Source organism: Pseudarthrobacter sp. Pseusp20 (assembly GCF_059492155.1).
In genome coordinates this window covers 826,989-851,110 of record NZ_CP168521.1, presented here as the reverse complement: position 1 = coordinate 851,110, position 24,122 = coordinate 826,989, and the positions used below count along the sequence as shown (strand labels likewise).

Below are 24,122 nucleotides of genomic sequence, written 5' to 3'. Positions count from 1 at the left end.
GTTAATGAATGTTAACTGAAATGCGCCACCGCCGCACGCGCCCGGGCTGCGTGTGCCCCGTTAGGGTGGACGGCATGACCTCCAGCAGCACCTCCTTGACCGCCTGGCAGGACAGGGCGAACCACGCGGCCCAGTCGGTGACCACGCTGTTCGGCCGGAAACTGCTGTTGCTGCCCGGAACCCACCTGGGCGCCGTGCTGTGGCAGGGCAAGCACCCGGCGGGGCAGGACCAGCCTGCGGCGGAGCAGGGACAGGAGCCCGGCGGCCGGCGGCTGGGACGGTGGCTCGCGGCGCTCCGGCGCGTCCGGCCGGCCGCGGGCCTGGTCCTCCCGTGGCACTACTGGTGGCAGGCCCATTACGTGGACTGCCTGGTGGATACCGGCTGGCGGGAGCTGGGCGGCGGAGCCACCCCCGCGGCCCGGTTCAACGGCCCGGACCGGCCCAGCGCCGGACGCCTGGCCTCGCGCCTGGTCACCGGCATCAGGCTGCGCAACGCCCTGACCTTCGTGAACAGCTACTACGACGACATGGCGTGGCTGGCGCTGGCAACGCTGAGGCTGGACGGGCTGGCTGAGGAGACACGGCGCCCCGGCCGCCGCCGCAACGCCACGGTCCGCGCATCGCTGACGCTGCAGTTCGACGCCGCATGCACCGATGACCTGGGCGGCGGCACGTTCTGGAGCAAGAAGCGGGACTTCAAGAACACCCCTGCCACGGCCCCCGTGGCGTTGTTCTACGCCCGCACCGGGCAGCGCGGCAAGGCGCAGGCGCTGCTGGACTGGCTGGACGCCACCCTCTTCGACCGGGACCAGGGCCTGTACCTGGACGGTGTGCGCCCGGACCCCGCCGGCGGCGTGGTGGTGGAACGCGCCGTGTACACCTACAACCAGGGTCCCGTGCTGGGGGCCCTCCTGGAACTGGGCGGCGACGCCAACCTCGCACGGGCGGCAGCCCTGGTGGACGCGGTAAACATGAAGCTCACGGCCGTGGACAGCCCAGTGCTCCGGTGCGAAGGAACGGGCGACGGCGGCCTCTTCACCGGGATCCTCTGCCGCTACCTGGCGCTCGCGGCAGCCGACACCCGGCTGCCCGCAGCCACCCGTGCCACGGCTGCCCGGCTGGTGACGGACACCGCGGAGGCGTTCTGGTCCGGCCGGCGCTCCGTCGGCGCCGGGGAGGCCAGGGCACGGCTTGAAGGCACCAGCATCTTCTCCATCCATGCCGCCCACCCGGCCGCTGAGGCGTATCCCCCGGGCGCCGCCGTCGAGCTTTCCACGCAGCTGCAGGCGTGGATGACGCTGGAGGCTGCCGCGGCAGTTGCCGCGGCAGTCACCGCGGCAAGTCCCGACGGCAGCGCGCCAACCGCTGGCTAACGGATGCCGGCCAGGGGCGTGACGGTGCCGGCCCCAAGCAGCACCCCGCCGTCGGCCGCCAGGCGGGCCTCCCTGGGGCCCGCGGGCGGAAACACCAGGGAGGTCAGGGACTGCCCGCCGACGAAGACCTCGATCGATGAGCGGTCCACGTATGCCGTGAGGTGCACCGTGTCCCCCGTGGGCCGGACCTGGACGGAACGCGGCTGCCGGTACTCGGTGTCGGCTGCCGGGTCGGCGGCCTTCCGTTGGCCGCCTGCCACCGTGTCACCGTCGCGGGCCACATAGGCCCGCCCGGCAGTGAAGTCGTAGCCAATGGTGGCGTAGGTGCTCCCGCCGCTTTGCAGGAGCAGCCGGGCTTCACCGGTCCCGTTCCCGGGTTTCTCCAGTTCGACGTCGACCTTGAAGGCGCCGCCCTCGGGAACCGGCAGCGGCTGCCCGTCCCCGATGCTGCCGGCCTGCAGGTGCGCCGGGTCCCCCTCCAGCGACCGGAGCCCGGCGGTGGGCGATGACGCCAGCACCGGGCGGCCGCCCTCGGAGGTGAGGCTGATGTCCCGCACCACCGAGGCGGCCCCCTGCCAGTCCTTTGTGGGCAGCTGCCGGGCGTAGGCCCAGTTGTTCATCCAGCCGATGGCGTGCCGGGAGGCCGTCCGCCGGCCGTCGTCCAGGCGCGGATCCTCCCAGGTGACGGCCGCGTAGAAGTCCGGGCCGCCGTCGAGCCACTGATGGCTGCCCTCGGGGGTGAAGGCCTTGCCGTCAAAGCCGCCGGTCCAGTAGGCCAGCCCCGTGCTGCGGCCCTCGGCGGAGCCGTTGGCGCTCGCCGCCAGGACCCAGGTGCGCTTGGCGGGGTCGCCGTCGACATCCATTTGGAAGAAGTCCGGGCACTCCAGGATGCCCAGCCCGTCCTTCTGGAAACCCGACACATAGGTCCATTGCAACAGGTCCTTCGAGGTGTAGAAGCCGATCTTGGAACCCTCGGCAAGCAGCATCAGCCACTGGTTGTTGGCGTCGTCCCGGACGATGCGCGGATCCCGCCAGTGCTCGGCGCCGGGGTTCTCCATCACGGGGTTTTGCCCGTAGCTTTGGAAGCTGTAGCCCTTGTCCGTGGAGTAGAACAGGGACTGGCGCTGGACGCCGTCGTGCTGCTGGGTGAGGACGGCGACCACCGCCCCCTTGCCGAACCCGGCCGTCCCCTCGGTGTCCACCACCGCGGATCCGGTCTCGATGTCGCCCAGGCCATTGCGGAACTTCTGGATGGCCACGCCCTCGTTCTTCCAGTGCACCAGGTCCGTGCTGGTGGCGTGGAACCACTCGGTGCCGTTTCCGTCCGGGTAGTCAGCGTTGTAGAGGTAGTAATAGTGCCAGACGCCGTCCAGGAGGAAGGGCCGCTGGGGATCGTTCATCCAGCGCTGGTCCGGGCTGAGGTGGTAGGCGGGGCGGTAGCCGGGATCTGCAGCCGTGGGTGCGGCCGTGGGCTGCCCGGCCGGCCGGCTGTCGTCACGCTGGGCATTTCCCACGAGCACCAGCGAACCGGCCAGGGCCAGGGCTGCAACCGCGGCCACCACGGACCACAGGAGGGGCCGCCGCCGAAGGGCTGCAAACGCGGTTCTGAAAAAGGTGGATGGCATGTCGTGTCAATCCGTCGCTGAACGCACAAGTGCCGTCCCCCGGGTTCGGGGAACGGCACCAGCGCAAGTGAACCGTCAATTTTACCGGCCCGGCGCCCGGGAACCGAATCCCGGAGCGTCATGAACTATTGCCGGTCCTGGCCGGCAGGGCGCTTCTTCTGCGGAAACGGGGTTTCGCCGCGGGCCAGCATCTCCACGAACCCCGCGATCCGGCGTTCCCGGGTGGCTGCCTGCTTGGCCGAATTGGTCCTGTACACCAGGGCGAACAGGTTGGTTTTAGTGAGGACGTCGAACATCGCCTGGGCCTCGGGGTTCGCGGCAATCGCGGCAGCCAGGTCTGCCGGAACCTTCACGTCGGCCTGCCCGCCGTACGCTGCGTCCCAGCGGCCGTCCGCCTTGGCCGCCTCCACCGCCGCCCTGCCGGCGTCGGTCATTTTCCCCTCCTCTTCCAGGCGCGCAACGTGCCCCACGTTCCGGGCGGACCAGACGCTCCGCGGACGCCGCGGCGTCATCCGCTGGAAGGAGCTTTCATCATCCCGGCGCCGCAGCTGCCCGTCGATCCAGCCAAAGCAGAGTGCCTCGTCCAGCGCCGCCGGGTAGTCCAGGCCGGTTACCGTGCCGCCCTTCTTGTGCAGGACCAGCCACACTCCCGGGCTGGTCCTGTGGTTTTCTTCCAGCCATGCACGCCAGGCGGCAGCGTCAGGTACCAGCAGTTCCTCGAGGTCATCGGCCATGGCCCCATTCTGCCCGGAGAATCCCAGGCCACAAGCCCTGTGTGCGCCGGCGCTTCCGGTGGCATCATGGCCATACAGCAGCCGTCACCCACGGCCGCCCGTCAACCAGCATCAAGGACAATGCCATGCTCCGAGTCCGTCCCGTCCACTTCACGTCCCGCATCGAGCCCTGGAAGCAGTTCCTCACCGCCCTGGGAATGGTCCAGACAGAGGACGACGGCGGGTGGCAGGTCTTCGACTCCGCGTCAGGCCGCCTGGCTTTGCACGGCGCCGAGGCAGGGTCCGGCCAGGACGGCCGCACCGTGTTTGGGGTGGAAGTGGGCGACGTGGCGGAGTTCGCCCGCCGCACCAACCTGTCCGCCCAGGAGGGCGGACCGCAGGCGGACGGAACGCAAGAGGAACCAACGCAGCCGGCCGAACTCGTCGCAACGGACCACGGTGAGGCCTGCCGGGTCACCGCGCCGGACGGATTCAGCTTCCTGGCGGACAAGGCCGTCCACGGCGCCCAGTGCGCCGATGCCGATCCCGCACTGGCCGTCGCCGGCGTCTGGTACACCCCGGACGCGGAGGCAGCCATCCGCACCCTGCTGCACGCCGGCGCGCGTCCCCGGCCGGTGCCGGACAACGACGAAACCGCCGATTTCACGGCCAAGAACGGCGGCGTCCTCCTGGTGCGCCCGGCGTCGGGGCCCCCGCGCTCAGGCCTGGGCTTCGAATACGACGGCGGGCTGGAACCGTTGCGGGAGCGCCTCGCCGGTGCCGGTTTCTCGGCCAGCCTGACCGAGGAAGCCTTTGGGAGCACCCTTCACGTGGCCAATCCGGACGTGGGCAGCCCCAACGCGCCCGCCACGCTCTGGATCTCCCAGCACCGCCCCATGGGGTAGAACTTAACCATGAACGTGCGCACACCTGACCCGAATCCCGGCTGGCTCTCTGAAGAAGACCTCTTTGAGGCCCGCGGGCGGCTGCCCATGGTGTACGTGGAGGCCGTGCCGGTCAGGCTGGATCCGCTGGGGTACGTCAACGAGGTGGGCACGCTGCTGCAGGCCGACGCCGACGGGACCATGGTGCGGTCCCTGGTCTCCGGCCGGGTCATCTACCGCGAAACCATCCGCGCCGCCCTGCTGCGGCACATGGAGAAGGACCTGGGCCCCCTGGCGTTTCCGCAGCTGCCGCTCAGCCCCGTGCCGTTCACGGTGGCCGAATACTTCCCGGCACCGTCCCAGACGGGGTTCACCGACGAGCGGCAACACGCCGTGTCCTTGGCCTACATCATCCCGGTCACGGGCGAGTGCGAACCCCGCCAGGACGCCCTGGAACTGACATGGATGACCCCCGAGGAAGTCCTCAGCCCTGGCGTCCAGATGGAGTTCGCGGGCGGCCGCGGCGGCCTCATCCGGCAGGCCCTGGCGTTCGCAGGTGTGGGCTTCTGACATCCGCGCCGGGACCTGGGGGTCCCCGGTTTTAGGCGCCCGCCTTTGTAGACTGTAGGGCGGACCGCAAGAGAACTTAAGGACTCCCATGACCGAATCACCAGCCGCCAGGCACCACCGTGAACAGCAGGCTGGATCTCTGACCACCGGCACCCACATCCTCCTTCCGGACGGCCACCGCACCGCCGAAATCGACCAGGTGGAGCTTGAGCGGGACGATTTCGGCTCCCCGGCACTGGTGCTGGCAAGCCTCTCCGGCGGCGGGACGCTGCGGGTCGCCATAGGTGCCACCGTCACCGTTTTGGACGGAACGCACGACGACGTCACCCAGCTGCCGCTGCCGGCTGACCTCCCGGAAGCCACACCCCCGGTGGAAACCGCCGGGACCGGGCCCATCACCGTGGCGCCCGCCGTCGTCGTACCTCCCCTGCCGCCGGTACCGCCCGCGGCGACCGGACCCAGCGAGGAGGAACTCGCCCTCATCCCGGCTCCGGCCGGCACCCCTGAGTCCGTGGTGGAAGCCGCCGCCGAGGCCCACCCGGATGCCGAGGGCGTCCTGCTCCTGGCCGACCGGCTCTCCAAGGGCGTCAACTTCAAGTCCGGAAGCTGCCTGAAGGACCTTACCGACCTGGCGCACGAATTGTTCATCACGCTCAAGGATGCCGACGGGGCTCTGGCCGTGGCTGACCTCCTCACCGTGCTGCCCTATGACGGGAACCCCGGCCGGTGGACCTCGGTGGAGGCCTCCCTCGCCCTGGCCAGCTACATCTGCCGGCAGGACGGCCAGGACGAACGCGCCGAGGTCTATGAGAAGCTGATCCGCACCCCGGAAAACCAGGAAACGGATGCGTTCAAGGCACGCATGGCCGCCAAGGTGCGGCAGCGCTCACTCAACGAACCCAACCTGTACGACAAGGAAATCTTCCGCTCCATCGACAACTCCAACCACGATGCCGAGCGTGAATGGCGGTTGCTGCGGCTGGAAAGCCTGCTGTTCCTGCGGGCCCACGGCGGCTCGGAAACCATCGGGATGCCCGAGCTGGAACGCCGGATCAGCAATGAGCTGGAGGCTGTCCGGTCCTGACCGCAGGACCGGCTTCGGGGCGGGGGAAATTACCCCTACCCGGGGCGTAGCCGGAGTTGTACATTCGGGGCTATGACCAACAATCTCAGCGTAGTGATCAACGCCGACGCGCCGCAGGTCTGGACCATGCTGCGTGAACCGTCCAAGGTAGCCCAGTGGCACGGCTGGCAGGCCGAGGACCTGGAGTCCGAGATCAAGGAGATCTACTTTTCCAGCGACGTGGAGGAATCCGCGGACCATACCAGCCTCACCGTCCACGGCGGGGACACGTTCGAGCTTCACCCGGTGGCCGGCGGAACCCGGGTCAGCGTCACCCGCGGGGCCATGGATCACGACTCCGAGTGGGCTGCCTGGGACGAGGACATCACCCAGGGCTGGCTGACCTTTCTGCAGCAGCTCCGCTTTGCCCTGGAACGCCACCCGCACGGCAAGCGGCACACCCTGTTCCTGCACCTGACAGAGGGGAAGGGCTCCGCGATTGAGAAGCTGGGGCTGGCCGACCTCCCTGCCCCGGGCGAGCCGTACCAGGTCACCTTGGATACCGGAGAGGAAATCAGCGGCAAGGTCTGGTACCGGACCAGCCACCAGGTGGGACTCACGGTGCACGGCTACGCAGAGCATGGCGAGGGGCTGCTGGTGGTGGCCGACCATCCCGCCATCAAGGACGTCCGGGCAGAGGGTGAAGGGTCGCTGGTCATCGCCTCCACCTACGACCTGGGCGCCGGCAAGGTTGACGCCATCCGGTCCGCCTGGGATTCGTGGCGTTCCAGGAACTACCCGGACTCGGAACCGGTCAGCTGACGGCGCCGGCTGGTTTATTGGGGCAGCGCCAATTGCTGGCACACTGGTACCGTGCCTGCCGATCCCGCCTTTGCCCTGCCTGATACCCGGTCACAGTTTTCCTTCACGGTGGGCACCCGCCTGGCGGAGACCTGTCCGCCCTCTGCCCGGACGGCTGAAAACGGCGGGGAGTTCCTGGGCCGCACCGGCACCATCACCACGCCGCACGGTGAAATCCAGACGCCGGCGTTCATCGCCGTCGGGACCAAAGCCACGGTGAAGTCCGTACTGCCGGAATCCATGGCAGACCTGGGCGCCCAGGCGCTGCTGGCCAACGCCTACCACCTGTACCTGCAGCCGGGGCCGGACATCCTGGACGAGGCCGGCGGCCTGGGTGCCTTCATGAACTGGCCGGGCCCCACCTTCACGGACTCCGGCGGATTCCAGGTGATGAGCCTGGGCTCCGGGTTCAAGAAGGTCATCGACATGAAGACTGTGGCCGCCGCGGGCGCGCCCGGACCGGACGATGCCGTGGCCCCCGGCAAGGAACGCCTGGCCCATATCGACGACGATGGCGTCTGGTTCAAGAGCCACCTCAACGGGGACCGCCACCGGTTCTCCCCCGAGATCTCCATGCAGGTCCAGCACCAGATCGGGGCGGACATCATGTTCGCGTTCGACGAGCTCACCACCCTGCAGAACTCACGTGGCTACCAGGAGGAGTCGCTGGAGCGCACGCGCCTGTGGGCGGAGCGGTGCCTCGAGGAGCACTTCCGCCTCACGGAGGCACGGGCCGGCAAGCCGTACCAGGCACTGTTCGGCGTGATCCAGGGCGCCCAGTACGAGGACCTTCGCCGGAAGGCCTGCCGGGACCTGGGTGCCATGCCGTTCGACGGGTTCGGGATCGGCGGGGCGTTGGAGAAGGAGAACCTGGGCACCATCGTGCGGTGGTGCAACGAGGAACTGCCGGAGGACAAGCCACGCCACCTGCTGGGGATCTCCGAGCCGGATGACATTTTCACGGCCATCGAAAACGGTGCCGACACCTTCGACTGCGTCTCCCCCACCCGGGTGGCCCGGAATTCCGCGTTCTACACCCCGGACGGCCGGTTCAATCTCTCGGGCGCCAAGTACAAGCGCGATTTCGGGCCGCTGCAGGAAGGCTGCGACTGCTACGCCTGCGCCAACTACTCGCGGGCGTACATCCACCACCTGTTCAAGGCCAAGGAGATGCTGTCCGCCACCCTGATCTCCATCCACAACGAGCGGTTCGTGGTGAAGATGGTGGATGACGCCCGGCTGGCCATCGAGTCCGGCACCTTCTTCGATTTCAAGGCGGAAACCCTGGGCCGGTACTACTCCTAGGCACGTCCGCTAGGCTGGCCGGATGCTCATTGATATCCCTGCCGCGGAAGGTACTGCAGAGGCCTTGGTGGCCCGCCCGTCCACCGGAGCCGGTCCTTTTCCCGGCGTCATCCTTTACATGGACGCCTTCGGCCTGCGCCCCCGCATCCAGGAGATGGCCCAGCGCATCGCCGACTGGGGCTATGTGGTGCTGGCCCCCAACGTTTTCTACCGGGACGGAACGGCCGCCGAACTCGCCCCCGCCACGGACATGACCACCCAGCAAGGCCGGGAAGCGGCGGGCAGGGCCGCCTTCCCGCGGATTGGCCGCCTGACTCCTGACAAGGCGCTGCCGGACATCGACGCGTGGATTTCGGCGCTGGCGGCACTGGACGGCGTCACCCCCGGCCCCATCGGCACCGTGGGCTACTGCATGGGCGCCCGGCTGGCTGTGCGCACCGCCACCTCCCACCCTGAAGTGGTGGCTGCCTGCGGCGGCTTCCACGCCGGCGGACTGGCCACTGACGAGCCGGACAGCCCGCACCTTGGGCTCGGGAAGGCGCGGGCCCGGTTCGTGTTCGGCCACGCGGACCATGACCGGAGCATGGCTCCCGACGCCGTCGCCCGGCTGGGCAAGGCGCTCCAGGCTGCGGGGCTCGAGGCGTCCAACGTCATCTATGAAGGGGCGCCCCACGGGTACACGATGGCGGACACGTCGGCCTTCCACCCTGATGCCACCGAACGCCATTTCCGTGAGCTGCGTGCCCTCCTGGACGGGACACTGAAGGGCTGACCCGGCCGGCCGCCGTCGAACTCGCCGGAAAGCTGCCGGATCGCCGGAACGTTGCGGCGAGCCGGACGGGTTCCGGCGATCCCGGGAGGCAGGACGGTCCTGGCAGGTTTTCCACATGACGACGGCGGCGCCTTCCTGAGCTGTCGCAGCGGCAGGATCCTGTCGGGATGACACCCCAGCCGCCAGTCCGCCTCCCCTCCCTTCCGAGCACCGGCAACCTGTGGCGGACGGGGCAGTTGCACGAGAGGGGCCTCAATTCCCGGGCCATCAAGGCATTGGTCCTCCACGGGAAGCTGGTACGTCTTCGCCACGGCTGCTACATCCGCGCTGAGCTGTGGGAGAAGCAGACAAGTCCCGTCCGCAGCAAGCAGTTGATTCGCGCCCACGCGCACGGGACGCTGACCAGGTCTGCGGGCGGCTATGTGTACAGCCATACCTCTGCCGCCCGGCTGCACGGTCTGCACTTGTGGGCAGTCGATGACACGATCCACCTTCTGCTGCCGGGGAACCCTTCCAGCGAGCGGCTCGGCAAGGATGTCCGGGGCCATACCCGGCCGTGGACAGCGTCGGAGGTGGTAACCCTCGGCGGCCTCAGGGCGACCTCGCTGGAGCGGACGGTAGTGGATTGCGCCATGATGCTGGGTTACCGGCAGGCCCTGGTGCTCACCGATCACGCCCTCCGGCTTGGGGCCGACAAAACCCTCCTGGAAAGCATGGCCGAGGGCCTGGAGAGACGCCGCGGGGTCCGGACTCTCCGGCGCGCCCTTACCCACGCAGATCCACGTTCGGAGTCAGCTGGTGAAACACTAACCCGCGAACTCCTGACGCGGCTGAAACTTCCCCTGCCGGAGCCTCAAGTGTTGGTGGCAACACGTGCTGGCCGGTACCGGCTGGATTTCGCCTGGAAGGATAAGAAGGTGGCACTCGAATTCGACGGGAAAACGAAGTACTTCGACTACGGGCCAACGGCTGAGGTGCTGTTTCAGGAGCGGCAGCGGGAGAAGGCCCTGACCGAGAATGGCTGGACCTTCCTTCGCCTGACATGGGCCGACCTTTTCCGTGAACATGAGTTCAAAGCCCGTGTCCTTGCTGCGCTCCGGCCCTAGCCACGCCGCCGGAGCGCCAAACCGCCGGAACGGGACCAGGCCGCCGGTAATTTCCGGCGATCCGGCAGCTTTCCGGCGATCCCACGCGATCAGCAGTTGGAACGTACGACGCCGGGCGGCAGCTATGCGGCGTTTGTCACCGCTTCCGCGGCGTGGTCCGCGACGCCGTAACTGGGCTCGCGACGCTTGACCCAGTTAATGACCAGCGAGGTCACGGGGACGAAGAGGAACTCCACCACGGTCTTGTAGACGAAACCCACCAGCACGTAGTTCACGAAGCTGCCGGGGTCGGCGATGCCGATGACGGGTGCGGCGATGCTGCAGAAGATCAGCGTGTCCACAAACTCCCCGGCGCCCGAGGATCCCATGAGCCGCGCCCATAGGGACTTCTCCCCGGTGCGGGCCTTCATCCGGACCAGGATCCAGGAATTGATGGTCTGCCCCGCCAGGAATGCCAGCAGGGAGGCCAGGACGATTTGTGGCACGGGGCCAAGCGCCCCTTCCAGGGCGGACTGCTTGGCGGCACCGTACTCGTCGTCGAACCCGGGCAGCGCAATGACAACCCAGTAGCAGAGGGACGCGAAGACGGACAGCGCGAATGTGGTGAAAATGGCTTTGCGGGCCACCTTGAAGCCGTAGACCTCACTGATCACGTCGCCGAGGATGTAAGCCAGCGGGAAGAGGAAGAAGCCGCCGTCGGTGACGATGGGGCCGAATGCCACCACTCGTGCCATTCTCGCACCGGGCCGCGTGGCAAAGCTCCCCAAGGAGAAGGGTTGATTAGCCCGGAAAGTTTTTGAACATGTTCAACTATTGTGGCACAGTGCTTTTGAACATGTTCAAAGAATGGGGATGCCGATGGCAGCGAAGAGCGAACAGACCAGGCAGCTGGTGGCGGACACGGCGCTGCGCATGTTCCGAGATATCGGGTTCGAGAAGACCACCATGCGCGCCATCGCCGCCGGGGCAGGCGTCTCCGTCGGCAACGCCTATTACTACTTCGCGTCCAAGGATGACCTGGTCCACGAGCTGTACATCCAGGTGCAGGCAGAGCACGCGGCGCGGGCCTCGGAAGCGCTGGACGGGACCGCTTCCCTGACTGAGCGCCTGAAGGCCACGCTGCATGCCGGCCTTGACGTCATGGCCCCCTACCACCGGTTCGGTGCGGACTTCGTTGCCACCGCAATCCGGCCAACATCACCGGTGAACCCCTTCTCAGCACGGTCCACGCCTGCGCGCGAGGCCTCCCTGGACATCTTCAGGCGCACTGTGCATGGGGCCCGGCCCGGCGTACCGAAGAAACTGCGGACCGATCTGCCGGAGCTGCTGTGGCTCTGCTACATGGGCATCACCCTCTTCTGGGTCTATGACGCCTCGGAGAGCCAGCGGCGGACCAGGAGGCTGGTGGACGGCGCGGCCCCACTCATTGCCCGCGGTCTCGCTCTGGCCCGCATCCCGGGAGTCAGCAAGGTGTTGGACGACGTCCTGGACCTGGGCCGCAGCATCCGCGATTAGAGAAGAAGCATTGGGGGAAAAGATGGGCTGCACAAAGACAGTTGTGGTGGCGGGGGCTTCCGGCTTCATCGGCACGTACCTTCGCCGGCGCTTCCAGGAAGACGGATGGACCGTGCGCACCATTGGACGCAAGGGAACGGGCAGCGCCGCAGCCGGATGGGATGACGACGCCGGCATGGTGCGGGTGCTCAACGGCGCCGAGCTGGTGGTGAACCTCGCCGGACGGTCCGTCTCCTGCCGCTACAACCGGCGGAACAAGGCGATCATCATGGACTCGCGCGTGGCCACCACCCAGGCGCTCGGGCGTGCCATCGCACAATGCCCGGAGCCGCCGTCGACCTGGTTGAATGCCAGCACCGGCACCATCTACCGCGATGCCAGAGACCGCCCCCAGCCTGAAACCGACGGCGAGCTTGGCTCCGGGTTCTCCGTGGACGTGGCCAAAGCGTGGGAGGCCGCCCTCGCGGCGGCCACCACGCCGGCCACCCGGAAGATCCCGCTGCGAATCGCCATCGTGCTGGGCCGCGGCGGCGGCGCGCTGGCGCCGTTCGCCAACCTGGCGCGGCTGGGCCTGGGCGGCCACATGGGCGACGGCAGGCAGAAGTTCAGCTGGATCCACGTGGAGGACCTGTACCGCAGCATCCGCTTCCTGCATATGCGGACCGACGTCACCGGACCCGCTAATGTGGCGTCGCCGGACGTGGTGAGCAACCGGGAAATGATGCGCCTGGTGCGGCGCGCCTACGGCGCCCGCTTCGGGCTCCCCACCCCTGCGTGGCTCCTCCGTGCAGGGGCCGTCCTGATCCGCACCGAAACCGAGCTTGTGCTCAAAAGCAGGTGGGTCCAGCCGCAGAAACTCCTCGACGCGGGCTTCGTCTACAGCCAGCCGGAGCTGGGCCGGGCACTGCTGCAGATCGCCAAGGGCCGGGAATGAGCCGCCCGCTCCGCGTCACCTTCGGTCCAGGCGCGTTCCTTCCCGGCGCGGGCCTTGCGGTCCTGGTCTTCGGGTTCCCCCTGGGCTTCCCCGGCTATCTCTACGGAACGCTCGCCGCACTGCTTCTGGGAATGCCCCTGGCGCTGGCTGCCGGGATTTGCATGCGGACCGTCCGCAACCAGCTGCTGCACGTCCTGGCCGTCGGCGTGGCAGGGCTGGCAACCGGGATGCTTACGCTCATGTTCATCACAGGCAGCCACTGGTCCGCGATGCGGGGCATGGTCCTGTGGACGGGGTGCTGCGCGGCGCTGGGGCGGGCAGCTGTGTCCGGCCTCGTCACAATCCATGACGCGCCCGCGCGGGAACCCGTGGCTGCGCAGAAGCCCGGCCCACCGCTGGAACCCTGACCATACGGCGTCCCGGCGCCCTGTCCGGTGACACATGGAAAGCGTCCGACGGCGGGTGGCAGGATGGGTGCATGACTTCCGCTACCCCTGACGCAACGCTGTCCGCCGCAGGCCCCGCCGTCGTCCTCACTATCGCCGGCTCCGAAGCCACCGGCGGCGCCGGCGCGCAGGCGGACCTGAAGACCTTCCAGGAACTGGGCGTCTTCGGCATCGCCAACCTGACCTGCATCGTGTCCTTCGACCCCAAGGACAGCTGGAACCACCGCTTCGTGCCGGTGGACCAACAGGTGATTGCCGACCAACTGGAGGCGACGACGGCGGCGTACGGTGCGGCGTCGGGCGCCCCTTCCGCCCTGGACACCGTGAAGATCGGCATGCTGGGCAGCCCCGCGACCATCAGCACGGTGGCGTCTGCCCTGCAGGAGAACAGCTTCGCCAACGTTGTCCTGGACCCGGTGCTGATCTGCAAGGGCCAGGAGCCCGGGCACGCGCTGGACACGGACCAGGCCCTGAAGGCGCAGATCCTGCCGCTGGCAACGTTCGTCACGCCCAACCACTTCGAGGCGGAGTCCCTGTCCGGCCTGGAAATCACCGACATCGAGTCGTTGAAGGCCGCCGCCGTCCGCATCCACGAACTCAGCGGCGCGGCAGTTCTTGCCAAGGGCGGGGTTCGGCTGGACGGCCCGGACGCCGTCGACGTCTTCTACGACGGCGAAACCCTGGAAGTCCTCACCGCCCCGAAGGTGGGCGAAGTTGCCGTCTCCGGTGCCGGCTGCTCACTCGCCGCGGCCGTGACCGCGGAGCTGGCCAAGGGCGCCAGCCCGCTGGAGGCTGCACGGACCGCAAAGGACTTCGTCACCGCCGGCATCCGCAACCGTGTTGCCTCCGGCGCCCCGTTCGACGCCCTCTGGCAGGGCGGCGCCCGGTAGAACCGATCTCCCCGCGCCGGGTTCGCCGGAAACCCTCGAGATCGCCGGGAATTTGCGGCGAACCCGGCAGTTCCCGGCGAACCCGGCAGTTCCCGGCGAGCTCGACGTGTGGCTAGCGCCGGGGGATGTTGCGCAGGTTGCTGCGGGCCATGCTCACGGCCTCGCCCGCCCCGCGGTTCAGGACCACCTTGGACATGGCGGTGGCGAATCCGATCACCTGCGAGCCGGAAATCTTGGGCGGGATGGACAGCGCCTTGGGATCGGTGATCAGCTCCACCAGTGACGGGCCCGGGTGGGCGAAGGCCTCCCGGTACGCCGACTCGATCTGCGCAGGATCGGTCACCCGCACGGCATGGAAGCCCAGGGCTTTGGCCACGGCCGCATAGTTGGCGTCCGGCACGTCCACGCCGAAGTCGGGCAGCCCGTCCACCAGCATCTCCAGCTTGACCATGCCCAGGGTGGAGTTGTTGAACAGCACCACGTTGACTGGCAGCTTGTACGCGGCCGCGGTGATCAGCTCGCCCAGCAGCATGGACAGCCCGCCGTCACCCGAAACCGAGATGACCTGGCGGCCCGGGTTGGCCAGCTGAGCCCCGATGGCATGCGGGAGGGCGTTGGCCATGGAGCCGTGGAGGAAGGACCCGATCAGCCGGCGGGTGCCCAGCGGGTTGATGTAGCGCGCGGTCCAGACGTTGCACATGCCGGTATCGGCCGTGAAAATGGCGTCCTCCGCCGCCACCTGGTCCAGCAGCGAGGCCGCGTACTCCGGGTGGATGGGCTGCTTCTTCTCCACTTTGCGGGTGTAGGCGCCCACCGCCTTGTTCATCAGCCGGTCGTGCTTCTTGAGCATGTGGTCCAGGAACCGGCGGCTCTTCTTCGCCTTCACCAGCGGCAGCAGTGCGCGCAGGGTGGGGAGCACGTCGCCGTGGACGGCGATGTCCACGTCCGTCCGGCGGCCCAGCCGGTGCGCCGCCCGGTCCACCTGCGCGGTCCTGGTGTTGGGCAGGAACTGGTCATACGGGAAATCCGTGCCGAGGAGGATCAGCAGGTCCGCGTCCTCGATCCCCTCCGCCGCGGCACCGTAGCCCAGCAGCCCGGTCATGCCGATATCGAACGGGTTGTTGTACTGGACGAAGTCCTTGCCGCGCAGGGAGTGCCCCACCGGCGCCTTGGCCAGTTCGGCGAGCGCCATCAGCTCGCCGTGCGCCCCCTCCACGCCGGCGCCGGCGAAAATGGCCACCTTGCCGGCGTCGTTGATGGCGTCCGCGAGGGCCTGGACGCTTGCCGGGTCCGGGACCAGGCTGGCCGGCCGGAAGGTGGCCGGGAGCGGCGTGGGTGCCGTGGCTTCCAGGCCTGCGATGTCGCCGGGAAGGGTCACGACGGCGACTCCGCCGAGTCCCAGCGCGTGCTGGATGGCGCTGTGCATCACGCGGGGCGCCTGCTCCGCGGTGCTGACCAGCTCCGAATACACCGAGCACTCGTTGAACAGCCGGTCCGGGTGGGTCTCCTGGAAGAAGCTGCTGCCGATCTGCTTGCTGGGAATGTGCGAGGCGATGGCCAGCACCGGCGCGCCGGACCGGTTGGCGTCGTAGAGGCCGTTGATCAGGTGCAGGTTCCCGGGGCCGCAGGATCCGGCACAGACCGCGAGCTTGCCGGTGAGTTGCGCCTCTGCAGCCGCGGCAAAGGCGGCCGCTTCCTCATGGCGGACGTGGATCCAGTCGATGCCGCCCTTCGCGGCGCCACCCGTCTGGCGGACGGCGTCCACGATCGGGTTGAGGCTGTCACCCACAATCCCGTAGATCCGCTGCACGCCGGCAGCCTGGAGTTGTTCGATGAGCTGGGTGGCAAGTTCCTTGGCCATGGGTGCAGACTCCCGCGTTTGTGGTGGTGGCTGACATGGCCCAATATAGTCCGCCCACCTGGGCTGGCACCTGACGGGCATGCAGAGGAGGCGTACGACGGCGGCCTGGCAGCCGCCGTCGTACGCCTCCTTGGGGAGCTGGCCCCCGGGTGCCGCTAAAGGCTACCGTCCGGCACCCACGCGCTCTTCGCCGTCGGCCGCGTTGGATGCCCATGCGTGGCCCTGTTCGGCGTCAAGGTGCGTGGCCTTCTTGTTCTTCAGGGCGAAGATGTAGACCACCAGCGAGATGGCGACCGCCACCGTGACGTACGTGAAGAAGAGGTCCTCCCGTCCGGACTTCTGGAAGGCGGCACCGATCAGCGGCACGGTTCCGCCGAAGAGGGAGTTGGCGATCGCGTAGCCCAGGCCCACGCCCAGGGCACGGATGGAGGCCGGGAAGAGCTCGGCCTTCACCAGGGCATTGATGGAGGTGTAGCCGCCCACGATCAGCAGGCCGCCCATCATCAGCAGGAACGCGGTGAACGGATCCTTGGTGCCGGCGAGCGTGGACAGCAGCGGCCAGGTGAACAGCACACCGGTGATGCCGAACCAGAGCAGCAGGGGCTTGCGGCCCACCTTGTCCGAGATGATGCCGTAGACGGGCTGCAGCAGCATGAAGATAAACAGGGCCCAGAAGTTGATCACGGAGGTGTCGGTCTTGGCGATGCCGGACGTATCGTTCATGAACTTCAGGATGAAGTTGGTGTAGGTGTAGAAGGCCACGGTGCCGCCAAGGGTGATGCCAATGCAGACCAGCAGCGGCTTCCAGTAGCCGGTGAACAGCAGCTTCATGGTGCCCGGCTGGGCCTGGCCGGCCACGGCGGGAGTCTTTGCGGCGTTGATCTGTTCGGCGGAGACGGTCTCCTCCATGGAGCGGCGCAGCCACAGGACAACAAGGGCCGCCACGCCGCCGATGGCAAACGGGATCCGCCAGCCCCACTCGTTGAGGTCGCCCTTGGGCATGGCGTTCTGCAGGATCACCAGGACCAGCAGGGCCAGCATCTGGCCGCCGATCAGGGTGACGTACTGGAAGCTGGAGAAGAATCCGCGCCGCTTAGTGGTGGCGGCCTCGGACATGTAGGTGGCGCTGGTGCCGTACTCGCCGCCCACGGAGAAGCCCTGGATCACGCGGACCAGCACCAGCAGGATCATGGCCCACAGGCCGATCACGTCCTGCGTGGGCAGCACCGCGATGGCGAATGAGCCGGCGGACATCATGGTGACGCTGAGCGTGAGCGCCGCCTTGCGGCCCTTGCGGTCCGCGTACCGGCCGAAGAACCAGGCGCCGATGGGGCGCATGAGGAACGACGTCGAGAACACGGCCATCGCTTCGAGGCCCGCCTGGAGCTCGTCCTTGGAGTTGAAGAAGTGGGCCTGGAAGTAAGCGGCGAAGACGGTGTAGACGTAGAGGTCATACCATTCCACAAGGTTGCCGGCGGAGCCCTTCAGGATATTGCCCACGGCCCGTCGGGTCTGGGCTGCCTCCGATGGGGGTGCGGTCTGTTGGGTGCTCATCGGCGAGTTCCTCCTTGTAGTGACGGCGGCCTCCGGCAGCGGAGGGCCTCATCCACGGTATGGGTGATCCACCGCACAACCAACGTCGTGGGGCATTTCCTAACACTTCCTTAGGATTCGGCGCCCGGCCCCGCTGTTCTGCCCGCTGCAGCCGGGCAAATCGGGCCGGCACGCGGTAATCTCACCAAGCGGGGGTGAACCGGACACCGCACTACAGCAAGGAAGATGGCCATGGACGTGCTGATCGTCGAGGACGACGACGCCATGGCCGGTGCCCTGACCGCCGCCGTCGAAAGCGCCGGCCATCACCCGCAGCGGCTGTCCCGGGGTGCGGACGCGCTGCTCTCGCACCGGAACTTCCAGGTGATCCTCCTGGACCTGGGGCTTCCGGACATGGACGGGCTGGAGGTGCTGCGCAAGCTGCGGCAGGTCACCGACGTGCCCATCCTGATCCTGACCGCCCGCGACGACGAACGCAGCGTGGTGCTCGGGCTCCGCTCCGGCGCCGACGACTACCTGGTCAAGCCCGTGAAGCTGGTGGAGCTGCTGGCCCGGATTGAAGCCGTGACGCGGCGGGCGGGACGGAGCCGCGGGACACCGCAGGAGGACGTTATTGTCCTGGACGACCTTGCCATCGACCTCAACCGGCGCACCGCATCCAAGGGCGGTGACCCGCTCCCCCTCACGGCCACGGAATTCGAACTCCTCGCACTGCTGGCACGGCATGCCGGCTCTGTGGTCACGCGTGAGCAGATCCTGGACGCCCTGTGGGGCGATGCGTTCCTGGCCTCTTCCCGGTCCCTGGACGTGCACCTCACCGGGCTGCGGGCAAAACTGCAGAAACCAGGTTTCATCATCAATGTCCGCGGGGTGGGCTACCGGGTGGAGGCGGCCGGCGCATGAGGCTCCGGGTGCTGGGCGTCCTCAGCGTGCTCTGCCTGGTGGTGGTCTTCCTGATTTCGGGGACCATCCTGGGGTCTGCCTCCCGCGAGCTGACGCAGGAACTCCAGATCAACCGGGCGGCGTCCCTGAACCGGCTGGCGCAGGTCGCTTTTGATGCCGCCGGCGACGGCGACACCGTGCGGCTGCAGCGGGAGATGGACACCTATTCCGGGCTTTACGGGGAAGGAATCGTAGTACGGGTCCAGCAGGACACGCTGGCGTCCGGCGGCCTGGATGCACGGCGGTCCGACGTGCAGGATGCCCTGTCCCTTGCCCGGCTGAACGTGAGCAACACATCCCTGGAACCGCTGGAGCCCTTCGGTTCCAGTTCCCGCGTCATCTTCAGGCCCTTCGGCAGTGCCAGCCAGGTCCTGGGCGCCGTGGTCCTTGACGTCCGCGCCGGCACGGCGCAGCAAAAACTCCGGGAGCGGTGGCTCGCGGTGGGTATCGCTGCGCTTGCCTTGGCTGCCGTGCTGCTGGTGGGCGCCGCGCGGGTCACCGGCTGGGTGCTGCGGCCCGTCCTGCGGCTGGACTCAGCGGTACACGAGCTGGAGCGGACCGGGCGGGCGGGGCGCCTCCCGGACGACGGACCGCCCGAACTGCGGGAACTGAGCCGGTCCTTCACGGCGATGGCACGGACCGTGAGCGCCAGCATGGCGGCCCAGCGGCAGCTGATCTCGGACGCGTCCCACCAGCTGCGGAACCCGGTGGGGGCACTCCGGCTGCGGCTGGACCTGCTCCAGCTCGAGCTGAAGACCGCCCGCGAGCACGACGCCGCCGAGCGGGCCCTGGCGGAGCTTGAGCGGGTGGAGGAGATCCTGGACGGGGTCCTGAAGCTCGCCGCCGCGGAGCACAGGGCATCCGAAGGGTACCTGCGGGCGTCCGGCACTCCCGCAGACCATGCGGCCGCCCAGCCCGTGGACCCGTTTCCCATCCTCCAGGGGGAGCTGGAGCGGGCAGCACCGCTGGCGGAGCAGGCCGGTTGCCGGCTGGTCCTTGCCGCGGCGCCGCAGCCGGCGGCACTGGTTGCCTGCCACCCGGCAGAACTGGCGCAGATGGCCGGCGAACTGCTCAACAACGCCATCAAGTACGCCCCGGGCGCCACCGTCACCGCTGCCGTGCGGACGGAAAAGGACGCGGTGGTGGTGGAGATTTCCGACGACGGGCCGGGGCTTTCGGAGTCCGAGCGCGCCTCGGCTGCCACCAGGTTTTGGCGGTCTCCGAGGCACTCTTCGGTTCCGGGGACCGGACTGGGCATGACCATTGTGGGCGAGCTTGCCGCCGCGAACGGGGCCCGGCTGGTGCTGGCCGAAGCGGCCCCCCACGGTCTCGCGGCCCGGATCCGGTTCCCCACCCCATCGGCGGCCCAGCTGGCAGTTGGGTCCGGCAGGGATGGTGCCCGTGCGTGAACCTGGCGCCCCGGGCGGTGCTGCCGCCCACCCGCGGCGGCGTTCCGTGCTCAAGTCAGCCCTCGCCGTCGGACTCTCCGCATGCCTGCCGCCTGCGCTCAGTGCCTGCACCGGCGGGGACCGGCCGGAGAGCCTCATTGTGGCGGGCGGCGAACCGGGCGGTTTCTACCTTGAGTTCGCAACCCTGCTGGCCGCTGCCCTGGAACGCCACGGATTGGCGCAGCACGCCAGGGCCGTGACCACCGGGGGAAGCCTGGACAACATCGCGGAACTGCGGGCGGGACGGGCAGCGTTTGCTGTGGCCCTGGCGGATGCTGCGAACCAGGAGCCGGGCGCTGACGCCGCCGGGATCGCCGCGGTCGGCAAAGTGTATGAAAACTATGTCCACTGCGTGGTGCGGAAGGACAGCGGCATCCGGGAAATTTCCGGGTTGGCAGGACGCCGGGTCGCCGTGGGCCAGCCCGGCTCCGGCACGTCGCTGACCACGCCCCGGTTGTTCGAAGCGGCGGGGCTGGGTACCTCGGCAGGTGCCGCTGCGCCGCCAGCCGGAAGCGCCGCCGTCGAAAACCTTGGCCTGAATGACGGCATCGCCGCCCTCAAGGCAGGGGCCGTCGACGCCCTGTTCTGGTCCGGTGGCGTTCCCACTGCCGCCATCGCCGCGGCACAGCAGGAGGTGGCCCTGGGCCTTCTGGACCTGTCCGGCCTGCTGCCGGAACTACGGCGGCGGTACGGCGGCATCTACGACCGCGTGCTCATCCCGGAGGGCAGCTATCCCGGCGTGCCGGCGGTGTGGACGGTGGGCGCTCCCAACCTGCTCCTGTGCCGCCGGGACCTGGACAATGCCACCGTGGAGCGGACGGTTCAGCTGCTGGTGCATTCGGCCGCCGAGCTGATCCCGCAGTCCAGCCTGGGCGTGCAGTTCCTCAGCGCCGAGAGCCTCATCAACACCGCCGGGGTCCCCCTGCACCCGGCCGCGGCGGACGCGTACCGGGCGCTGCACGGCTAACCAAACGCCCGCTCACATTTGGCAGCACTTACGGCGACGCCCGCTCACGTTTGGCAGCACTTACGCCGACGCCCGCTCACTTTGGCCAAGAAAGTGAGCGGGCGTTCAGCGACAAGCTGCCAGAAGTGAGCGGGCGTTGTTCAGCTCCCCGAGTGGGCCTGCAGGAAGCTGTACACCTCGGTTTCGTCCACGCCCGGGAAGGCTCCCGGAGGCATGGCGGCGAGCAGGTGCGAGTGCGCCCGCGCTGAGGGCCACGCGTTGCCGGCCCACTGCGTGGCCAGTTCGGCTGGTGGCCGCTTGCAGCAGGTGGGATCCGGGCAGTTGGATGTGGCCCGCGCAGTGGTCTCCCGGCCGCGGAACCACTTCACGTGCTGGTACGGGACCCCGATGCTCAGGGAGAACTCCCCGGCGGCCGAGCGCTCGGTACGGGCGGTGCACCAGTAGGTCCCGGACGGCGTATCAGTGTACTGGCTGTACGCGCTGAACTTGTCCGGCACGTCGAACACCGCACGTGACGTCCAGGCCTTGCACGACGGCTGGCCCTCAATGGCGCCGGTATGGTCCTGAGGGAAGTTCACGCCGTCGTTCTCATACGCCTTGTAGATGATGCCGCTCTGGTGTGTCTTCTGGAAATGCGTGGTGATGCCCAGGTGCTTGGTGGCCAGGTTGGTGAACCGGTGCGCGGCGGTCTCGTAGGATACAGCGAACGCGTCCCGGATGTCCTCGACGGCGATTTCCTTGGCCGCCTTGGCTTTTTGCAGAAATTCCACGGTGGCCTGCTCGGGCAGGAGCAGGGCGGCGGCGAAATAGTTGGTGGCCACCCGCTGGGCCAGGAAGTCGCCGTAGTTCCGGGGCGTTTCGTGGCCCAGGACGTAGTGGCCAAGAGCCTGGAGCAGCACGGAGCGGGGGTCGTGGTCCTGCCGCTGGCTCTGGGTCAGGTAAATTCTGCGGTTCTTCAAATCCGTCACCGAGCGGGTGGAATGCGGCAAATCACCCACGTGGTGCAGGGTGAAACCGAGGTGCGCGGCGATGTCTGCGATGACGTGCTGGCTCAGCGGACCGGTGGTGTAGCCCACCTCCTTGAGGACCTTCTGGGCCTCGGCTTCGTACTCCGGAAAGTAGTTCCCACGTTCCCGCATCATGGCCCGCAGTTCCCCGTTGGCGCGGCGGGCTTCCTCGGGGGTGGCCACCTGCTCGTTCATCTTCCGTTCGAGCTCATGCAGCAGCCCCACCTGGGCCTCCAGCACATCCAGCGGCAGCCTTGAGCTGATGCGGATTTTCGGCAGGTCCAGGGATTCGTAGAGCGGACCGCGCTGGTACCGTTCCAGCTCGATTTCCAGGGCGGCGCGGCGGCTGGGCGGCTCGGCCCCCAGCAGCTGGTCGATGGTGACATTGAGCGCCCCCGCGAGGTGCTGGAGCAGGGTCAGCTTGGGTTCACGCTTGCCGTTTTCGATCAGGCTGAGCTGGCTGGGAGCGGTGCCGACGGCGGCGCTCAGGTCATCGAGCGTGAGCCTGGCTTGTTTGCGCAGATGGCGGACGCGGCGACCCAGGGCAATGACGTCCAGTTCCGGGGCGGCGGTGGACGACGGCTGGGAAACGTCCCTGTTCCAGCTTGAAGGTGACATTTCTGAAGAATACGTGAAGAACTGCATTTCTTTCCACCCTTTTTCTCTAGAAAGGGGGTTGGAAGTGCTGAAAAGTAGTTGCTACGGAAAGAAACACCGCACCGGAAAAGCCGGTGGGAACCGCAACGGCGCGGTTCCCACCTACCCCATCCGGAGCTCAATCAAGGAGACCAACGATGACTGCAGCATTTGAGCCCACCCAGCAGACGCCCGAACAGCAGGCCGCCGCCCTGGAGCTCGAGTGGGCCGCCAACCCCCGCTGGGAAGGTGTGACCCGGGACTACTCAGCCTCCGACGTCGTCCGTCTCCGGGGACGTGTCTCCGAAGAGCACACCCTGGCCCGCCGTGGTTCGGAGAAGCTGTGGAAGCAGCTCACCGAGGAGCACAAGACCGGCGGATACACCAACGCCCTCGGTGCCCTGACGGGCAACCAGGCCGTGCAGCAGGTCAAGGCAGGCCTGCGTGCCATCTACCTCTCCGGTTGGCAGGTGGCGGCCGACGCCAACAACTCCGGCCACACCTACCCGGACCAGTCGCTCTACCCGGCCAACTCCGTTCCCACGGTGGTCCGCCGCATCAACAACGCCCTGCTCCGGGCGGACCAGATCGAGTTCTCCGAGGGCATCCAGACCGTCGAGGACTGGATGGTGCCGATCGTCGCCGACGCCGAGGCCGGCTTCGGCGGCCCGCTGAACGCCTACGAACTCATGAAATCCATGATCCAGGCCGGCGCGGCCGGCGTTCACTGGGAGGACCAGCTCGCCTCGGAGAAGAAGTGCGGCCACCTCGGCGGCAAGGTGCTGATCCCCACCCAGCAGCACGTCCGCACCCTGAACGCCGCCCGCCTGGCAGCCGACGTCGCCGGCACCCCCACGGTCGTCATTGCCCGCACTGACGCCGAGGCAGCCACCCTGATCACCTCCGACGTCGACGAACGCGACCAGGAATTCATCACCGGGGAGCGCACCGCCGAGGGCTTCTACAAGGTCCGCAACGGCATCGAACCCTGCATTGCCCGCGCCAAGGCCTACGCCCCGTACTCCGACCTCATCTGGATGGAGACGGGCACCCCGGACCTGGAGCTGGCCCGCAAGTTCGCCGAATCCGTCAAGGCCGAGTTCCCGGACCAGATGCTCTCCTACAACTGCTCGCCGTCCTTCAACTGGCGCAAGCACCTGGACGATGCCACCATCGCCAAGTTCCAGCGCGAACTCGGCGCCATGGGCTTCACCTTCCAGTTCATCACCCTGGCCGGCTTCCACGCCCTGAACTACTCGATGTTCGACCTCGCCCACGGCTACGCCCGTGAAGGCATGAGCGCCTACGTCGAGCTCCAGGAAAAGGAATTCGCCTCCGAATCCCGCGGCTACACCGCCACCAAGCACCAGCGCGAAGTCGGCACCGGCTACTTCGACACCATCTCCACGGCGCTCAACCCCAACGCCTCCACCCTCGCCCTGGTCGGATCGACCGAAGAGGGCCAGTTCCACTAACGCTTACGACGGCGGCGCTTCCGTCCGGCCTTCGGACCGGCATCGCTCTGCCTGCTATTCCCCACGTCCGGCCTTGGGCTCGTAGAACTCGCCGAGGCCGGACGCAGGGCCCCTTTTACGCAGGCTGCCGCGACACCGGCTCCTCGGCCTCGTGCCTCAGTCGCCACCCTGCTGC

22 protein-coding genes are annotated in these 24,122 nt (G+C 68.0%); 16 read left to right on the top strand and 6 right to left on the bottom strand.

All coding sequences use genetic code 11. The annotated features are described in order from the left end of the window. Positions 1-74 precede the first annotated feature (74 nt). Positions 75-1,373 carry a glycoside hydrolase family 76 protein gene (locus ACEN9K_RS04160; RefSeq protein WP_495635223.1) on the top strand — a complete coding sequence of 433 codons (1,299 nt, stop codon included), beginning with the start codon at positions 75-77 and terminating at the stop codon, positions 1,371-1,373. On the opposite strand, the gene ACEN9K_RS04155 is transcribed toward ACEN9K_RS04160, so the two are convergent. Further along, on the bottom strand, positions 1,370-2,998 hold the full coding sequence (locus ACEN9K_RS04155) for a glycoside hydrolase family 32 protein (RefSeq protein ID WP_495635222.1): 1,629 nt from the start codon (positions 2,996-2,998) through the stop codon (positions 1,370-1,372). The two genes, ACEN9K_RS04160 and ACEN9K_RS04155, sit on opposite strands and share 4 nt — an antisense overlap. A 125-nt stretch (positions 2,999-3,123) precedes the next feature. Then, entirely contained in the window at positions 3,124-3,732 is a 609-nt protein-coding gene (locus ACEN9K_RS04150; protein ID WP_056392165.1) for a YdeI/OmpD-associated family protein, read from the bottom strand. 125 nt (positions 3,733-3,857) lie between these two features. Here ACEN9K_RS04150 and ACEN9K_RS04145 point away from each other — a divergent pair, with 125 nt between their 5' ends. The 7 genes from ACEN9K_RS04145 (at position 3,858) to ACEN9K_RS04115 (ending at position 10,272) form a co-directional block, all read left to right on the top strand. Further along, a complete protein-coding gene (locus ACEN9K_RS04145) occupies positions 3,858-4,616 on the top strand; it encodes a VOC family protein (protein ID WP_495635221.1) in 759 nt (252 codons plus the stop codon). Between the two features lie 9 nt (positions 4,617-4,625). Continuing rightward, the gene (locus ACEN9K_RS04140) at positions 4,626-5,165 is read left to right on the top strand and encodes an NUDIX hydrolase family protein (protein WP_018770827.1); all 540 of its coding nucleotides are present in this window, start codon (positions 4,626-4,628) and stop codon (positions 5,163-5,165) included. Positions 5,166-5,253: 88 nt separating this feature from the next. Then, complete coding sequence (locus tag ACEN9K_RS04135) at positions 5,254-6,249, top strand: DUF6707 family protein (RefSeq protein WP_495635220.1); 996 nt, start codon at positions 5,254-5,256, stop codon at positions 6,247-6,249. Positions 6,250-6,321: 72 nt separating this feature from the next. After that, a complete protein-coding gene (locus ACEN9K_RS04130; protein ID WP_056392168.1) occupies positions 6,322-7,050 on the top strand; it encodes an SRPBCC family protein in 729 nt (242 codons plus the stop codon). 51 nt (positions 7,051-7,101) lie between these two features. After that, on the top strand, positions 7,102-8,394 hold the full coding sequence (gene tgt, locus ACEN9K_RS04125) for a tRNA guanosine(34) transglycosylase Tgt (protein WP_495635219.1): 1,293 nt from the start codon (positions 7,102-7,104) through the stop codon (positions 8,392-8,394). Positions 8,395-8,416: 22 nt separating this feature from the next. Next, positions 8,417-9,166, top strand: a complete 750-nt coding sequence (locus ACEN9K_RS04120) for a dienelactone hydrolase family protein (protein WP_495635218.1) — start codon at positions 8,417-8,419, stop codon at positions 9,164-9,166. A 167-nt stretch (positions 9,167-9,333) separates the two neighbouring features. Continuing rightward, entirely contained in the window at positions 9,334-10,272 is a 939-nt protein-coding gene (locus tag ACEN9K_RS04115; RefSeq protein ID WP_495635217.1) for a type IV toxin-antitoxin system AbiEi family antitoxin domain-containing protein, read from the top strand. Positions 10,273-10,394: 122 nt separating this feature from the next. Here the strand turns inward: ACEN9K_RS04115 and ACEN9K_RS04110 are convergent, their stop codons facing one another. Continuing rightward, on the bottom strand, positions 10,395-10,997 hold the full coding sequence (locus tag ACEN9K_RS04110) for a queuosine precursor transporter (protein ID WP_495635216.1): 603 nt from the start codon (positions 10,995-10,997) through the stop codon (positions 10,395-10,397). Positions 10,998-11,130: 133 nt separating this feature from the next. On the opposite strand from ACEN9K_RS04110, the gene ACEN9K_RS04105 reads away from it, so the two are divergent. From ACEN9K_RS04105 to ACEN9K_RS04090, 4 genes are all read left to right on the top strand, one after another. Beyond that, the gene (locus tag ACEN9K_RS04105; RefSeq protein WP_488315110.1) at positions 11,131-11,787 is read left to right on the top strand and encodes a TetR/AcrR family transcriptional regulator; all 657 of its coding nucleotides are present in this window, start codon (positions 11,131-11,133) and stop codon (positions 11,785-11,787) included. Positions 11,788-11,809: 22 nt separating this feature from the next. After that, positions 11,810-12,721, top strand: coding sequence for a TIGR01777 family oxidoreductase (locus ACEN9K_RS04100; protein ID WP_488315111.1), 912 nt, complete (start codon positions 11,810-11,812; stop codon positions 12,719-12,721). Continuing rightward, positions 12,718-13,128: a hypothetical protein gene (locus ACEN9K_RS04095; RefSeq protein ID WP_488315112.1), complete on the top strand. Its 411-nt coding sequence runs from the start codon at positions 12,718-12,720 to the stop codon at positions 13,126-13,128. Before ACEN9K_RS04100 ends, ACEN9K_RS04095 begins: the two co-directional genes overlap by 4 nt. 71 nt (positions 13,129-13,199) lie before the next feature. Beyond that, a complete protein-coding gene (locus ACEN9K_RS04090) occupies positions 13,200-14,057 on the top strand; it encodes a hydroxymethylpyrimidine/phosphomethylpyrimidine kinase (RefSeq protein WP_495635215.1) in 858 nt (285 codons plus the stop codon). 112 nt (positions 14,058-14,169) lie between these two features. On the opposite strand, the gene ACEN9K_RS04085 is transcribed toward ACEN9K_RS04090, so the two are convergent. Both ACEN9K_RS04085 and ACEN9K_RS04080 read right to left on the bottom strand, forming a co-directional pair. Then, positions 14,170-15,918: a pyruvate dehydrogenase gene (locus ACEN9K_RS04085; RefSeq protein ID WP_495635214.1), complete on the bottom strand. Its 1,749-nt coding sequence runs from the start codon at positions 15,916-15,918 to the stop codon at positions 14,170-14,172. A gap of 162 nt (positions 15,919-16,080) precedes the next feature. After that, entirely contained in the window at positions 16,081-17,472 is a 1,392-nt protein-coding gene (locus tag ACEN9K_RS04080; RefSeq protein WP_488315114.1) for an MFS transporter, read from the bottom strand. Between the two features lie 231 nt (positions 17,473-17,703). Here ACEN9K_RS04080 and ACEN9K_RS04075 point away from each other — a divergent pair, with 231 nt between their 5' ends. From ACEN9K_RS04075 to ACEN9K_RS04065, 3 genes are read left to right on the top strand one after another with little or no spacing between them, the layout of a single operon-like run. After that, positions 17,704-18,375: a response regulator transcription factor gene (locus ACEN9K_RS04075; protein WP_026266003.1), complete on the top strand. Its 672-nt coding sequence runs from the start codon at positions 17,704-17,706 to the stop codon at positions 18,373-18,375. Further along, on the top strand, positions 18,372-19,823 hold the full coding sequence (locus ACEN9K_RS04070; protein WP_495635213.1) for a sensor histidine kinase: 1,452 nt from the start codon (positions 18,372-18,374) through the stop codon (positions 19,821-19,823). Before ACEN9K_RS04075 ends, ACEN9K_RS04070 begins: the two co-directional genes overlap by 4 nt. Beyond that, positions 19,807-20,829, top strand: a complete 1,023-nt coding sequence (locus tag ACEN9K_RS04065; RefSeq protein WP_018770812.1) for a TAXI family TRAP transporter solute-binding subunit — start codon at positions 19,807-19,809, stop codon at positions 20,827-20,829. The genes ACEN9K_RS04070 and ACEN9K_RS04065 overlap by 17 nt, the downstream gene beginning before the upstream one ends. A gap of 140 nt (positions 20,830-20,969) precedes the next feature. Here the strand turns inward: ACEN9K_RS04065 and ACEN9K_RS04060 are convergent, their stop codons facing one another. Beyond that, a complete protein-coding gene (locus ACEN9K_RS04060) occupies positions 20,970-22,481 on the bottom strand; it encodes a helix-turn-helix transcriptional regulator (RefSeq protein ID WP_056392189.1) in 1,512 nt (503 codons plus the stop codon). 149 nt (positions 22,482-22,630) lie between these two features. On the opposite strand from ACEN9K_RS04060, the gene aceA reads away from it, so the two are divergent. Continuing rightward, positions 22,631-23,947: an isocitrate lyase gene (gene aceA / locus ACEN9K_RS04055; RefSeq protein WP_018770809.1), complete on the top strand. Its 1,317-nt coding sequence runs from the start codon at positions 22,631-22,633 to the stop codon at positions 23,945-23,947. Positions 23,948-24,122 lie beyond the last annotated feature (175 nt).

Bases quoted from the DNA above. Each gene is read 5' to 3' on its own strand.
- ACEN9K_RS04160 (WP_495635223.1), top strand. From the start codon at position 75: ATGACCTCCAGCAGCACCTCCTTGACCGCCTGGCAGGACAGGGCGAAC.
- ACEN9K_RS04155 (WP_495635222.1), bottom strand. From the start codon at position 2,998: ATGCCATCCACCTTTTTCAGAACCGCGTTTGCAGCCCTTCGGCGGCGG.
- ACEN9K_RS04150 (WP_056392165.1), bottom strand. From the start codon at position 3,732: ATGGCCGATGACCTCGAGGAACTGCTGGTACCTGACGCTGCCGCCTGG.
- ACEN9K_RS04145 (WP_495635221.1), top strand. From the start codon at position 3,858: ATGCTCCGAGTCCGTCCCGTCCACTTCACGTCCCGCATCGAGCCCTGG.
- ACEN9K_RS04140 (WP_018770827.1), top strand. From the start codon at position 4,626: ATGAACGTGCGCACACCTGACCCGAATCCCGGCTGGCTCTCTGAAGAA.
- ACEN9K_RS04135 (WP_495635220.1), top strand. From the start codon at position 5,254: ATGACCGAATCACCAGCCGCCAGGCACCACCGTGAACAGCAGGCTGGA.
- ACEN9K_RS04130 (WP_056392168.1), top strand. From the start codon at position 6,322: ATGACCAACAATCTCAGCGTAGTGATCAACGCCGACGCGCCGCAGGTC.
- ACEN9K_RS04120 (WP_495635218.1), top strand. From the start codon at position 8,417: ATGCTCATTGATATCCCTGCCGCGGAAGGTACTGCAGAGGCCTTGGTG.
- ACEN9K_RS04115 (WP_495635217.1), top strand. From the start codon at position 9,334: ATGACACCCCAGCCGCCAGTCCGCCTCCCCTCCCTTCCGAGCACCGGC.
- ACEN9K_RS04105 (WP_488315110.1), top strand. From the start codon at position 11,131: ATGGCAGCGAAGAGCGAACAGACCAGGCAGCTGGTGGCGGACACGGCG.
- ACEN9K_RS04100 (WP_488315111.1), top strand. From the start codon at position 11,810: ATGGGCTGCACAAAGACAGTTGTGGTGGCGGGGGCTTCCGGCTTCATC.
- ACEN9K_RS04095 (WP_488315112.1), top strand. From the start codon at position 12,718: ATGAGCCGCCCGCTCCGCGTCACCTTCGGTCCAGGCGCGTTCCTTCCC.
- ACEN9K_RS04090 (WP_495635215.1), top strand. From the start codon at position 13,200: ATGACTTCCGCTACCCCTGACGCAACGCTGTCCGCCGCAGGCCCCGCC.
- ACEN9K_RS04085 (WP_495635214.1), bottom strand. From the start codon at position 15,918: ATGGCCAAGGAACTTGCCACCCAGCTCATCGAACAACTCCAGGCTGCC.
- ACEN9K_RS04080 (WP_488315114.1), bottom strand. From the start codon at position 17,472: ATGAGCACCCAACAGACCGCACCCCCATCGGAGGCAGCCCAGACCCGA.
- ACEN9K_RS04075 (WP_026266003.1), top strand. From the start codon at position 17,704: ATGGACGTGCTGATCGTCGAGGACGACGACGCCATGGCCGGTGCCCTG.
- ACEN9K_RS04070 (WP_495635213.1), top strand. From the start codon at position 18,372: ATGAGGCTCCGGGTGCTGGGCGTCCTCAGCGTGCTCTGCCTGGTGGTG.
- ACEN9K_RS04065 (WP_018770812.1), top strand. From the start codon at position 19,807: ATGGTGCCCGTGCGTGAACCTGGCGCCCCGGGCGGTGCTGCCGCCCAC.
- ACEN9K_RS04060 (WP_056392189.1), bottom strand. From the start codon at position 22,481: ATGCAGTTCTTCACGTATTCTTCAGAAATGTCACCTTCAAGCTGGAAC.
- aceA (WP_018770809.1), top strand. From the start codon at position 22,631: ATGACTGCAGCATTTGAGCCCACCCAGCAGACGCCCGAACAGCAGGCC.